Source organism: Geobacillus sp. FJAT-46040 (assembly GCF_002335725.1).
In the GTDB taxonomy this organism is placed as follows: Bacteria; Bacillota; Bacilli; order Bacillales; family Anoxybacillaceae; genus Geobacillus; species Geobacillus thermoleovorans.
In genome coordinates this window covers 493,220-506,224 of the sequence record NZ_NISS01000001.1, presented here as the reverse complement: position 1 = coordinate 506,224, position 13,005 = coordinate 493,220, and the positions used below count along the sequence as shown (strand labels likewise).

13 protein-coding genes are annotated in these 13,005 nt (G+C 52.5%); 1 reads left to right on the top strand and 12 read right to left on the bottom strand.

What is annotated here, in order from left to right:
• Positions 1-323: 323 nt before the first annotated feature.
• The 6 genes from sigK to CD000_RS02615 all read right to left on the bottom strand — a co-directional run bounded on the left by sigK (position 324) and on the right by CD000_RS02615 (position 6,079).
• Entirely contained in the window at positions 324-1,037 is a 714-nt protein-coding gene (gene sigK, locus CD000_RS02650; RefSeq protein ID WP_020278372.1) for an RNA polymerase sporulation sigma factor SigK, read from the bottom strand.
• 922 nt (positions 1,038-1,959) lie between these two features.
• Positions 1,960-2,208, bottom strand: a complete 249-nt coding sequence (locus tag CD000_RS02640) for a YrhC family protein (protein ID WP_011232017.1) — start codon at positions 2,206-2,208, stop codon at positions 1,960-1,962.
• 62 nt (positions 2,209-2,270) lie between these two features.
• Positions 2,271-3,404, bottom strand: coding sequence for a bifunctional cystathionine gamma-lyase/homocysteine desulfhydrase (locus CD000_RS02635; protein WP_096224817.1), 1,134 nt, complete (start codon positions 3,402-3,404; stop codon positions 2,271-2,273).
• 2 nt (positions 3,405-3,406) lie between these two features.
• Complete coding sequence (locus tag CD000_RS02630; RefSeq protein WP_096224816.1) at positions 3,407-4,330, bottom strand: PLP-dependent cysteine synthase family protein; 924 nt, start codon at positions 4,328-4,330, stop codon at positions 3,407-3,409.
• Positions 4,331-4,709: 379 nt separating this feature from the next.
• On the bottom strand, positions 4,710-5,417 hold the full coding sequence (gene mtnN, locus CD000_RS02620) for a 5'-methylthioadenosine/S-adenosylhomocysteine nucleosidase (protein ID WP_096224815.1): 708 nt from the start codon (positions 5,415-5,417) through the stop codon (positions 4,710-4,712).
• A 14-nt stretch (positions 5,418-5,431) separates the two neighbouring features.
• Positions 5,432-6,079 carry a class I SAM-dependent methyltransferase gene (locus CD000_RS02615; RefSeq protein ID WP_096224814.1) on the bottom strand — a complete coding sequence of 216 codons (648 nt, stop codon included), beginning with the start codon at positions 6,077-6,079 and terminating at the stop codon, positions 5,432-5,434.
• Positions 6,080-6,261: 182 nt separating this feature from the next.
• On the opposite strand from CD000_RS02615, the gene CD000_RS02610 reads away from it, so the two are divergent.
• On the top strand, positions 6,262-6,471 hold the full coding sequence (locus CD000_RS02610) for a YrzA family protein (RefSeq protein ID WP_096224813.1): 210 nt from the start codon (positions 6,262-6,264) through the stop codon (positions 6,469-6,471).
• A gap of 113 nt (positions 6,472-6,584) precedes the next feature.
• Here the strand turns inward: CD000_RS02610 and CD000_RS02605 are convergent, their stop codons facing one another.
• From CD000_RS02605 to CD000_RS02580, 6 genes are all read right to left on the bottom strand, one after another.
• Positions 6,585-7,208, bottom strand: a complete 624-nt coding sequence (locus tag CD000_RS02605) for a YrrS family protein (protein WP_020278376.1) — start codon at positions 7,206-7,208, stop codon at positions 6,585-6,587.
• Positions 7,209-7,274: 66 nt separating this feature from the next.
• Positions 7,275-9,047 (bottom strand): peptidoglycan D,D-transpeptidase FtsI family protein, encoded by a 1,773-nt coding sequence (locus tag CD000_RS02600; RefSeq protein WP_096224812.1) that lies wholly within the window; start codon positions 9,045-9,047, stop codon positions 7,275-7,277.
• A gap of 121 nt (positions 9,048-9,168) precedes the next feature.
• Positions 9,169-9,645 carry a transcription elongation factor GreA gene (greA, locus tag CD000_RS02595; protein ID WP_096224811.1) on the bottom strand — a complete coding sequence of 159 codons (477 nt, stop codon included), beginning with the start codon at positions 9,643-9,645 and terminating at the stop codon, positions 9,169-9,171.
• 186 nt (positions 9,646-9,831) lie between these two features.
• Positions 9,832-10,887 (bottom strand): RNA-guided endonuclease TnpB family protein, encoded by a 1,056-nt coding sequence (locus tag CD000_RS02590; protein WP_096224810.1) that lies wholly within the window; start codon positions 10,885-10,887, stop codon positions 9,832-9,834.
• A 198-nt stretch (positions 10,888-11,085) separates the two neighbouring features.
• Complete coding sequence (gene udk / locus CD000_RS02585; RefSeq protein WP_096224809.1) at positions 11,086-11,721, bottom strand: uridine kinase; 636 nt, start codon at positions 11,719-11,721, stop codon at positions 11,086-11,088.
• Position 11,722: 1 nt separating this feature from the next.
• Complete coding sequence (locus CD000_RS02580; RefSeq protein ID WP_011232027.1) at positions 11,723-12,991, bottom strand: peptidase U32 family protein; 1,269 nt, start codon at positions 12,989-12,991, stop codon at positions 11,723-11,725.
• Positions 12,992-13,005: the final 14 nt, after the last annotated feature.

Genomic DNA, 13,005 nt, shown 5'->3' with positions numbered 1-13,005 from the left:
TACAATCCGACGTTGTACATGTTCTTGGCAATATGGCACAGTTCTCGAAGAGTCAAGTATTCTTCTTTGGTCAAACCATTTAGCTGTTGTTTGATACAAAAATACATTTTTTCACCTCCCATCTAACTATATTATACCATATTTTACTGAATCTATCCTATTTTCAGCAAAATATAGTTAAGGCGATTCATCTCCCACTTACTCCGCTTCGCTTCGTTGAAGTGGGAGTCTTCTCGCCTAATTAAGAGAATTCAGTTTTTTAAAATAATTTCTATTCTTCCACTACTGAAAAAGCGGGTCGCTGCACCAGCAACCCGCTTTTGTTATGACCGCCGTTTTTCTTTTTCCTGCCGATAAAACTCGTGAAACATTTTCATTAATGCCCGTTTTTCAATGCGCGAGACATAGCTTCTCGAGATGCCGAGCTCTTTGGCGATTTCACGCTGCGTTTTTTCCCGCTGCCGACCGAGGCCAAAGCGATTGATGATCACCTCTTTTTCCCGCTCATCAAGCACGCTGATATATTGTTTGACTTGTTCGAGCTCCATGTTCAAGTGGATTTCATCGACGATGTCTTCGCCTTCGGCTTTTAAAATATCAAGCAGGCTGATTTCGTTTCCTTCTTTGTCCTGGCCGATTGGCTCATGCAACGAGACGTCTTTGCGCGTTTTTTTTAATGAACGCAGGTGCATCAGGATTTCGTTCTCGATACATCGAGCCGCATACGTTGCCAGCTTCGTTCCTTTGCCCGGCGAATAGCTTTCAATCGCCTTGATCAAGCCGATCGTGCCAATGGAGATTAAATCCTCGACCTCTTCTCCCGTATTTTCAAACTTTTTCACAATGTGGGCAACAAGGCGCAAGTTGTGTTCGATGAGCCGGTTGCGGGCTTGCTCGTCGCCTTTTGCCATCAGCGCCAAATACTTTTCCTCTTCTTGAGCGCTTAACGGCTGGGGAAACGCATTGTTTTTAATATACGAGACAAGAAACGTCAGCTCTTTCAACAGAAACGTAAACGCCGTGAAAATGCCGGACATGCTCTCACCCCCGCCTGCTGTCATCGGCGGAAACCGCCTATCGTTATGTATATGCAGGGGCGATGTTGTCCGTGTCTTTACGACAAAAATAGACCGGCCCGAAATGAGCCGGCAATGACCTGACCAATCAAAAACGATTGATGCCAACGTTCTGCTGATGCGGTCCGCCTGCTTATCCCCCTCCCGATGCAGAAGAACCGCCGTGCTTACGCTCTTGCCTCAACGCTGACTTCCGCGGCGACAACAAGCGCAATCGACGCGGTAATGATGATCGACATGACAATGGCGAACATCCCCGTTCCCTCCTTGACCTTCTCTTCTAGATTTTATTTTACCAAAGAAGACAAGGAGCGCTTCCGCTACATTTTGAACAATTCGTGAAATTCGACCGTCAACAACAGCACGCGGAGCACCGATATCCCCCTTTAGCCTGAGTCAAGTCGAGTCTCCCGTCTGTTTCATCCACATCACAAGCCATACTGGTACAATTGACATGAATCTTCTCCCCTTTCATCTCCATTGTTATAAAAAACAAATGGATCGTCATACCCCCTCACCTCCTTTCCATGCAAAAAAACTGCAGAAGGAAGGCGTTTCTGCGGCTAAGCGTACAAAAAGGCCGCAGAAAGCGAGACTACTCCCCTTCTGCGGCCTGATCGCTGTTTTTCGTCATCGGTACACGTTCATTCCCGGTCGGCGGAAGGTCGAATAGCCGTTTGATAGAATGGATGCGTTACTGTTGTCCACATCATCATTGTCATTGTCTTCGACCTCCCTTTGGAAATGATGCTACGTAGGAAATTATATCCAAAATTATTTCCATTGTAAACCGTTTTTTTGCAAAATAGGCAAAAAGCTTGCTTTCCCTTGAACGCCAGCATGGTGGCTAAACAAAAACCCGCCTTTCGGCCAAAAGGCAGGTTTACGGTTCGAACCGCTTTTCTTCTTCCTCAAGACGGCGGGCATAGCGGGCGGCTTGGCGCAAACAGGAAAGCGACGCGGTAAAACAGACGGCGACTGCCAATAGGGCGAACGGCTTTTTCGCTGTCTCAACCGCTCCTGGGATGATCGTTCCGAAATAGAGAAACGCTCCAAACGCGAACAAGACGAGGCTGTATGTTTTAAAGTCGCCCGCCTTGGCCCGCAGCTCGTTTCGTTGCTGCTCGTTCAAGCCCGATCCCTCCTCTCCCCTTTCACTGTATCATACATGGACAGAAGGGGGGAGCGGCAATTTCAGCCAAGCGCCTTCGCCAAATCGTCAAGCAGATCGTTGACATCTTCAAGCCCGACCGACAAACGGATCAGGCCATCGGTAATGCCGAGCTGTTCGCGCCGTTCCTTCGGGATCGAGGCGTGCGTCATTTTCCCTGGCAACGAAATTAAACTTTCGACCGCCCCTAAGCTTTCGGCAAGCGTAAAGTAGCGCACGCGCGACAGCACTTTCTCGGCAAGCTCCAAGCTGCCGACATCAAACGAAATCATGCCGCCAAATCCGCGCATTTGCTTTTTCGCCAACTCGTGGTTCGGATGATCCGGAAGACCTGGATAATGGACGCGCTTGACCGCCTTGTGTTCAGCCAAAAAAACAGCGATTTGGCGCGCATTTTCTTCATGTTCCTCCATCCGCACGGCGAGCGTTTTCATCCCGCGCATCAATAGCCATGAATCTTGCGGCCCGAGCACGCCGCCGGTTGAATTTTGCACGTAATGGAGCCGCTCGGCAAGCTCCGGCGTGCGGACAACCGCCAACCCAGCGACGACGTCGCTATGGCCGCCTAAATATTTCGTCGCACTATGGATGACGATATCGGCGCCAAGCTCAAGCGGCGTCTGAAAGTACGGAGTGGAAAACGTGTTATCGACGATCAATAGCAGCCCATGCGCACGGGCAATGGCGGCGGCGGCTTGCAAGTCAGTGATTTTCAACAGCGGGTTCGTCGGCGTTTCAATATAGATGGCTTTCGTATTCGGCCGGATGTGCGCCTCGATGTTGGCGACATCGCTCGTATCGACGAACGTCGCCTCAAGCCCGAACCGATTCAGCACGTTCGTCATGACGCGATACGTGCCGCCGTACACATCGTCAGTGAGCACTAGATGGTCGCCGCTTTGAAACAACATCATGACGGCCGTAATTGCCGCCATACCGGAAGCGAACGCAAAGCCGGCTTCGCCGCCCTCGAGATCAGCGATCAGCTTCTCAAGCGCCGCGCGCGTCGGGTTGCCGGTGCGCGAGTATTCAAACCCTTTATGCTTTCCAACTTCTTCTTGCTTATACGTACTCACTTGATAAATCGGGACCGACACCGCTCCAGTATGCGGATCCCCCGGAATGCCGCCATGAATGAGCATCGTTTTCCGCCTCATCGTTACCTCCCACCTTCATAAATGTGTTTGCTTAAATAGCGTTCGCTCCCGTCCGGAAAAATGACGACGATATTCGTCCCTGGCTTTGCCTTCTCTGCTTCCATCAAGGCGGCATGAAACGCGGCGCCGGACGAACTGCCGACCAAAAGCCCCTCCTGTCTCGCGAGTTCGCTGACGCGCCGGAACGCGTCATCGTCCGCGATCGTGTAGATGGCATCAAAATAATCCGGATCCATAAACGGCGGCAAAAACTCCATGCCGATCCCTTCCGTCCGATGCGGACCCGGCTTGCCGCCGCCTAAAATCGAGCCTTCCGGTTCCACGATGACCGTTTTAATGGCCGGGTTTTTTTCTTTTAAAAACGTCGCTGTCCCCATAAACGTGCCGCCGGAGCCGGAGCCGGCGACAAAAATGTCGATCTGTCCGTCCAAATCGTCCCACAGCTCCGGACCGAGCGTCTTGTAATACGTCCTTGGATTGGCCGGGTTTTGGAACTGCTGGGGGCAATAGGCGCCTGGAATCGTGCGGGCGAGCTCCTCCGCTTTACGGATTGCTCCTTCCATTCCCTCTTCAGTCGGTGTATGAACGATTTGCGCCCCGAGCGCCTTCATCAGCTGTTGTTTTTCGATGCTGAATTTTTCCGGCACACAAAAAATGATGTTCACGTTTTTGCCGATCGCCGCCAGCGCCAGACCGATGCCGGTGTTGCCGGCCGTCGGCTCGATGATCGTGCCCCCCTCTTTCAGTTTTCCTGATGCAAACGCCTCGCGCAACAGCTCTTGTCCGAGCCGGTCTTTAATGCTTCCGCCAGGATTGAAGTATTCAAGCTTGGCGAACAGCCGAACGCCTTCCGGGAGGGGGAAGCGCGTAATTTCGACAACCGGCGTATGGCCGATCAACTCATGGATGCTTTTTGCTACGCGCATACAAGTCACTCCGTTTCTTCACGCTCAGTTTAGCAGCAAAACGGCGGTGTTCTGTTGTCTATATATAGACTCCCATGACAAAAAGATTTCGTCACCATCGAAGGGATGAAAATGCCGCTATGTCGAACTCTGAAACCTTGCACATTTTGAAGTTCGGGTATTTTCAGGATAGATGCAATTTAAAGCTTTAACATTTTTCGTTTTTGCCGATCATTTCATCCGACTGTCGAGTGACCGAACAACACCGCTTAAAGACCCATTCATGGGTCTTTAAGCGAGTCGTTGTTCGGTCTTTCGTCACGCCTTAGCGTGACGAAGGCAAGCCATAGGCTTGCCTTCGACAGTCGAGAAAATAGACAAGCTGCTTTTTCGCTGCATCTTAATAGCGCTTCTGATTCATAACGGAAAGCATCGACAAGACAAGTTCAGCCGAATGTTTCGCCGCCGTCTCCAAAAACTGTTCAAACGACACGTCCGACTCCTCACCAGCAATATCAGACAACGCCCGGATGATGACAAACGGCGTTCCAAATTGCACGCACACTTGGGCGATCGCCGCCGCTTCCATTTCGACGGCGCACAATTCCGGAAACTGACCGCGCACAAATTCGACTCGCTTTGGATCGTTCATAAACGAATCGCCGGTGGCGATCAAGCCGGTCACTGCCTGCAGGCCATCAAGCCGCGCCGCCGCCTGCTTGGCCGCCTCAACAAGCGCCTCATCCGCCCGGTAGCGCGCCGGCAGGCCAGGCACTTGCCCGTAAGCGTAGCCGAACGCGGTCACATCGACGTCATGATGAACGACTTCCTCGGAAATGACAAGATCTCCGACACGAAGCGAAGGCAAAAATCCGCCGGCCGAACCGGTATTGATCACGAAATCAGGGCGAAAGTGATCAAGCAGAAGCGTCGTTCCCATGGCGGCGTTCACTTTGCCGATCCCGGATTTCAACAACACCGCCTCCACGCCGTCAAGGCGCCCTTTGGAAAATTCGCACCCGGCGATGACCGTTTCCTCGCGCCCTTCCATGCGCGAACGTAAAATCGCCACTTCCTCTTCCATGGCTCCAATAATGGCTGCTTTCATCGTTCTCCCTCTTTCTATGTCGTTTGTTTCACCGCCTCCATCACCCAGACGAACGCGTTTTGCTGCGCAAAGGAGGCGGAAAAGCCATGCTTGGAAAACAGTGATGCCAATACGTCAAGCGTCGTATAATATTCGCGTTCCAAATCGTCGGCCAAATCGTAGAAGCCGCGCGCCCGGGCTTCCTCAATCGCCTGGCGGAACGCCTCTTTGTTGCGAAACGCCGTATCGGCAAACACTATTTTACCACCCGGATAGAGCAATTGACTATATTTGGCCAGCGCTTCGTCTTTTTCCGCATCCGTCAAATGATGAAACGCATACGTGCTGGCGATCGTGTCGATCGGCTCCGGCGGTGTCGGAAATTGCAAAAAATCGCCGTCCAGAATGACCGCTCGCCCGCTGAGCTTTTCCGCCGCTTTTTTCCTCATCGGCGCCGATGGCTCGATCCCGTACACCTGCTTGCCGCGCTCAAGCAGCTTTTTCGTCAAGTTGCCTGTGCCGACGCCAAACTCGAGCACGACTTGGCCGGCTTTGTCGGCGACCGTGCTTAAAATGCGGTCATAACCGGCAAACACGTCTCGATATTGCTCATCGTATCCTTCGACCGATCGGTCATACGATTCCGCCCATTGCTCAAACAAGTCAAGAAACTCTCTGCCCATATGGTCACACCCCAAAAAAGTTTATAATTCCTATAAATATAGTATGTTTTTTTCGTATTGCTACTGTAGCATATGTTTTTCCCTTGTTCAACGATCATGTTCGTTCGTATTGTTCCCCCTTGTACTCCGGTGGATGAGGGCGGGAAAATTTGCTACACTGACAATGGAAAGGAGGAAGAACGATGCCGAACATTTCTCTTGATTTGATCGACGACAAAATCGAATTTTTTGAAGCGGACGACTTGCGGACGCTCGAGAAAAAAATCAACGAACAAATTGAACATAACAAGGCGCTCTTGCTTTCCGTCCATCATGTATCCCATCAAATGCACGTCATGGAAAACGGAAAGCGGTGGTACAGCGCAGTCGTTCATTTCAAAGCGAAAAAATAACAGGCGCCCTTCGTTTTTGGGCGCCTGTGTATTTTTCCGCCGCTAATGAACCGCCATCGTTTCACTGATGCCGCCAAAGTTTCGAATATCTCCGCTTCCCCTCATCATGCCGCTTATGGCTTTTGCTTCAACTTTTGCACTTTCGTCGGCTTCCAGCCTTCGTTCGTCACCCATTCAATGTACACTTTGTAATGGGCGATTTGATCTTTCGTCGAAATCGTCGCGACTGCTTTGTTCGGCCCGTTGTTGCCGATGAACCAAACGATCATCTCCTCCGGGGCGATGCCGGTCGCATAGCTGACGGCATCGAGCATTTCCTTCCAGTCGACCGAATCTTTCTTAAACACCGTTTCATGCGGCTCCGTTTGCGTCGTACCGATCGGCTGCCATGCCGGGTTGACGATTTCTTTTTCAACGTTGGACCCCGGCGGGCCCGGCGTTTCTGTCATGCCCGCTTCGCTCGTTTCATCGGTGGAAGCAGCATCTTCTTCCTCGGCGGGCGTTTCGGCTTCCGCCGGCGCCGCCGCTTCGCCTGTTTCCACTTCCACCCGCTTCGCATTGGCCGCTTCTGTTTTGGCTTCGCGATCAACCGCCTTCTCGCTCGGTTGATCGCCAAACAGCAAGTTCCCGCCGACAATCAAAATGAGCAGCACGACAACGGCAATGGCTCCATTGAGCCAACGGTTGATTCTCCGCCGCTTGGCGCGGGCGGCAAAGCGTGTCCCCATTTGCGCCACCGTCTCCTCTCCCTTCTTTGGATGATGTTCGTGCTGGAAACATGGATTCCCCTTACATTTGGTTCGTCACTTCACTTCATTTTTGGCGTGGTCATAAGCATAAAGCGCCTCGACTGCGGCGGCGAACACATCATTCGTCGAGGCCCGCCCGCTCGGGCCGTCGAGCTCAACGACAGCGAGGGCGTATTTCGGGCGGTCGGCTGGAAAATAGCCAGCAAACCATTTATTAATGAATTCAGCACCGCCGTCCATTTTTCCTGTCTCCGCCGTCCCGGATTTGCCGGCGACCGGATACGGCAGCGAACGGAAACGGCGGCCGGTGCCATCCTCTTTGGTGACAACGCTGCGCAAAAGCCGCTGCAGCTCTTCGGCCGTCTGCGGCGCGATCGGCGCCATGTCTGAAGCCGGTTGAGGCGGAAACGAAAAGAGGGTCGCACCGTTTTTATACAGCACTTTGTCAACGGCCCGCACCTGAAGCGCTTCGCCGCCGCGGGCGATGGTCGCCATCATGTTGGCGACGCCAAGCGGCGAGACGCGTACATTTTTTTGCCCGATCGCCGTTTGCGCCACCGCAAGCGGCACCCTCTTGTCGCGCGGATCATGCCAAATCGTTCCTTTCTGCTCCTCCGGGAACTGACGGAAATGCTCTTCATGGTACACCGCCCCTTCCCAGCCGGCCGTCGGATACAGCCCAAGCTTTCTCGCATACGTTTCAAACGCATCGGGATCGTGCTCGATCAACTGCTTGCCGAGCGTGGCGAAAGCATTGTTGCAACTGACGGCAAAGCTGTCCGCTAAATCAAGCATGCCGTAATCATGCTCCTCATCGCGGGTTTTGCCGTCAATTTTTCGGCTGCAGTCAAACGTTGTCTCAAGCGAGGCGAGCCCCTCATCAAGCGCCGCGGCCGCAATGACTGTTTTAAAAATCGAGCCAGGGATTTGCGGCAACACTATTTGGTTTTCCGCCCCGCGGTTTTTGTACGGATCACGCGGGTCCATGTTTGGGCGGCTGACCATGGCGAGCACACTGTTTGTGTCAATATCCAGCAAAACAAGACCGCCTTTTTTCAACCCGTATCGGTCAACGATCTGCTCCATCTCTTGCTGCAAGTCACGGTCAAGCGTCGTTTGCACGGTGACGGGATAAAACGGGTTGCCCGTATCGCTGTATTTGACATCGAGCCCAAACAGCGGCCGCCCTTCGGCGTCAACGTGATAAAGCAGCTTCGTTTCGCCGTCGGCAAGCAAAAACTCATCAAACGCCTTCTCAAGTCCTTGAATGCCCACTTCGGTCTTTGGCGGCAGCGGCCGTTTTGGATAACGCTTCTTGATGAGCTCCTGATCTGGGCGGGTGAAGCCAAGCAAATGCGGAGCGTACACCACCTCAAGAGAGTATTGTTTATTGACAGCTAAGACGCCCGGAATGCGCAAATCGTTAATTTGCTTCATTTGCTGGGCGCTCAAGGCGAGCGGCTCTCCATCCTTCTCTAAGACGAACGGACCGTCCGCCTGCTCAAGCTGGCGGCGGATCTCTTCTTTAGAGACGCCGGTGATGCGGGCGACTTGTTCCATCGGCCATTTCATCGTCGTTAAAAACGGGAATAAGACAAGCGACGGCACGTATCGCTTCGTGAGCGGCGCGCCATTTCGGTCGACGAATGAGCCGCGCCCGTCGTCAATGATCAGTTCTTGTGTCCGCTGGGCGACGCTTTCGGCAATTAAATTATGATTGGCGAACGACTCGGCGTCAATCAGCTGGATCTGCGCCAATCGCCCGACAAGCAACAACAAGCCCAGTTGAATGAGGGCGAGCATGGCAAGCGTTCGTTTTTTCCACATAAAGAAAACACCTCATCATCAGTGTTGACGAGGTGTTTCCGTTTGAAACGTCAAGCGGCGGCAATTTTCTTCGCTTCGCTTCGCACACCGCCGCTTGTTCAGGTCGGCCGCCTCCTGCTTCTTATTTCACAGCCACGATTTTCACAAGCATTTCCCCGCCCGGCGTTTGCACCGTCACCTCATCGCCGATGCGGCGGCCGAGAAGCGATTTCGCAATCGGCGAGTCGTTGGAAATTTTCCCTTCAAACGGATCGGCTTCAGCGCTGCCGACGATCGTATACGTCTCTTCCTCGCCGTCCGGCAGTTCAATGAACGTGACCGACTTGCCGAGCGAGACGACGTCCGGGTTTTCTTTGTCTTCTTCAATGATGACGGCGTTGCGGATCATGTTTTCAAGCATTTGGATGCGCGATTCGACAAACGCCTGCTCATCTTTGGCAGCATCGTACTCCGAGTTTTCCGACAAATCCCCGAACCCGCGCGCAATCTTAATGCGCTCCACCACTTCTTTCCGCTTGACCGTTTTTAAGTACTCAAGCTCTTGTTCCAGTTTCTCTTTTCCCTCTTTCGTCATCGGATACTGCTTTTCGTTCGCCATTCATCTCACTCCTCTATATTCTGCATTATTTGACACTCCACACGCCTAAAGGGCGTGGGATTCTTGGGTCGTTTGCGTCCTCATCCATTTCTGGTTCGGACCACGCCCAAGTTCAGGGGTGTGTCATCACCCCGTCCCATCGGGTTACGATGTACCCCAATGGGCGGCGCACCTGTGACCAGTGCGCTAGGCGGCGAAGCCCGAAATCGCTTTGGCGATGTTGATGGCGCCATTCAAGTCGGCGTGGAGGGTGTATCCGCATTGTTTACACTGAAAGTGGATGCCATTGCGATTTCCCTTTTCCCGATGTCCGCATTTACACGTTTGGCTCGTGTAGGTCGGCTTCACCCACTCGACCCGAATGCCTGCCATTTCGGCTTTATAGGCAATCATCGTTTGCAGTTGGTGGAACGCCCAAGCATGAAGGCTTCGCCCCGCTTCTTTGGCCGATTTTGCCCGCTTGCGAATCCCCGTCAACGCTTCCATCCGAATCACGCCAACACCGTTGGCGAGCGCAACATTCACGATTTGACGGCTGATTTTGTGATTTTGCTCCTTCATCCAGCGGGACTCTTTGCGGCCGATTTTGCGAATCATATGGAGCTTCTTCGCTTGGCCCAACGTTCGCCGCAAAGCCGCATAGCGTCGGCGCACAAAGGCGCATTGGTTCCCTTTGAAAAACAACGATTTCGTTCCCACGTTGGCCACAGCGATATAGCGAAGCCCAAGGTCAACCCCCATCACCTTTGTTTCGTGCCGCGGCTTGACTTCAAAGGTGATCGCGATCGCCAAGTACCATTTCTTTCGCTTTTTGTAGAGCTTGGCTGCCCCTTGTTTGGCGGTTCCATTGATCAGCCGATTCAGCCATGCTTCTTGATAGGGGCGCGTGACGACCGGCACGCCAATTCGCTTCTCCAGTGTAGGGAAGGAAACCGTGTAGAACGATCCTTTCTTTTCCACCTTCACGTTTTGATTGTTAAAGCAACACCATAATGTTCGAAACTTCTTTGTTTTCTGGTTTTTCTTTTGGGACTTCACTTCTCGAATCGTCTGATTCACGACGGCAGAAGGAAACCGCTGCGACGAAAACTCTTTAAATAGTTTGCTCGTTGCTTGATTCAGCTCGGGATGATTCAACACCCAATTCGCAAACGCGGTATTCACTTCTGTCATCCGCTCGTACATGTCTTGTTTGGCTTTCGTCGGCTTGTGCAGCTCCAGCCTTAGTGTGATCGTGGGCATGGATTCACCTCCTTGCGACGATTACATGATACCGTTTTTTTTTCATAATCATTCAATATAAGAAAACGGCTCGCTTTCATCTCACCCCTAAAGGAGTGGGCTTTCTCGCTCGCGGGTCTGTAAAACGTACGAACAGCAAAAACGGCTGTTCGTACGCTTACTTGTTATATAATATATTGTTTTGTCTCTGTTATGTTATTACAAAACCGCTTTTTGTTCAAGAACTGTGCGAATTTTTGCCACTATTAAATCGATGGCGACGACGTTCTGTCCGCCTTCCGGAATGATCACATCCGCGTAGCGCTTCGTCGGTTCGACAAACTGGTTGTGCATCGGCCGGACGACGGACAAATATTGCTCGATGACCGAATCGAACGTGCGGCCGCGCTCTTTAATATCGCGGATGAGACGGCGGATGATGCGGATGTCCGGGTCGGTGTCGACATATACTTTAATGTCCATTAAATTGCGGAGTCGCTCATCCTCCAAGACAAGAATGCCCTCCACGATGATGACATCCTTTGGCTCCACGCGAATGACGTCGCTTGAGCGAGTGTGCAGCGTATAATCGTACACCGGCTTGTCAATCGGCTCATAGCGAAGCAGCTTATGAATATGCTCAATCAACAAATCGTTGTCAAACGCCAGCGGATGGTCATAGTTCGTCTTCAGCCGCTCTTCAAACGGAAGATGGCTTTGATCTTTATAGTAAAAGTCTTGCTCCAAAACAAGGATCGAGCGGTCGCCGAAATGGTCGTAAATCGCGCGGGCGACGCTCGTCTTCCCCGAGCCGGAGCCGCCGGCGACGCCGATGACAACGGGCTTCTTCCCCATCTTAATTCTCCTTTCTCATCATGTTGTACGGGAAGAGAGGGCGCTTGACCTTAAACTTCACGATTTGCAGCGGATGGCGCGCCGCATCAAGCTCGTTGCCGTCTTCGTCCCAAATTTTCTCAATCACTTGGGTGAAGTTTTCAATTTCCGGACCGAAAAATTCGACTTCATCGCCCGGGCGGAAATGGTTGCGCTGCTGGACGGTGGCGATGCCCGTCTCCGGGTCATAGCCAAGCACCAAACCGGCGAATTCATGCGTCGTTTTCCGGCTGTGCGTCCCGTACATATGGTTCGTATAATCCGGGAAGCCGTCAAAGAACGACGGCGCCGTCTCGCGGTTGGCGCATTTCTCCAGCTCCCGCACCCACTCTTCGCGGATCGTGAAATGGTCTGGGTCAGCGCAGTAGGCATCAATGACTTTCCGGTAGACACTGACAACCGTCGCCACGTAATGGATCGATTTCATCCGCCCTTCAATTTTCAAGCTATCCACACCCAATTCGATCATCACCGGAATGGCGCGGATTAAGTTCAAATCTTTCGCGCTCATCGCAAACGGAGCGTCCCCTTTTTCAAACAACGGAATTTCCCGGCCGTCCGAGAGCTGATACAAATCGTAATCCCAGCGGCACGACTGGCAGCATCCGCCGCGGTTTGAGTCGCGCGCCGTCATATGGTTGCTCAATACACAGCGGCCGGAGTAGGCGGAACACATCGCCCCATGGATGAACGCCTCGATTTCAATATCGACTTTCTCTTTGATCTGCCGGATTTCTTCTGCGCCCACTTCACGAGCGAGCACAACCCGCTCGAGCCCTTCCTCTTTCCAAAATTGGACCGCTTTCCAGTTGGTAAGCGATTGCTGCGTGCTTAAATGCACTTCAAGCTTCGGCGCCACCCGGCGCGCCGTTTCGATGATGAGCGGGTCGGCGACGATGATGCCGCAAACACCGGCATCTTCAAGCGCCCGCAAATAGTCATCAAGGCCAGGGATGTTTTCGTTATGGGCGTAAATATTGGCCGTTACGTATACTTTGGCTCCGTATCGATTGGCAAATTCGACCCCTTCGCGAATTTCCTCGATCGTAAAGTTGTCGGCGTTGGCGCGCAAGCTGTACTCTTGGCCTCCGATAAAGACGGCGTCTGCACCGTAATGAACGGCGATTTTCAGTTTTTCCAAGTTGCCGGCCGGGGCGAGCAGCTCTGGCTTTTTCACAATGACGCGCTTGCCGTCAATGATTTCGGAGATGCGATCATTTTTTAAAAGCATGCTGCTTCCCTCCT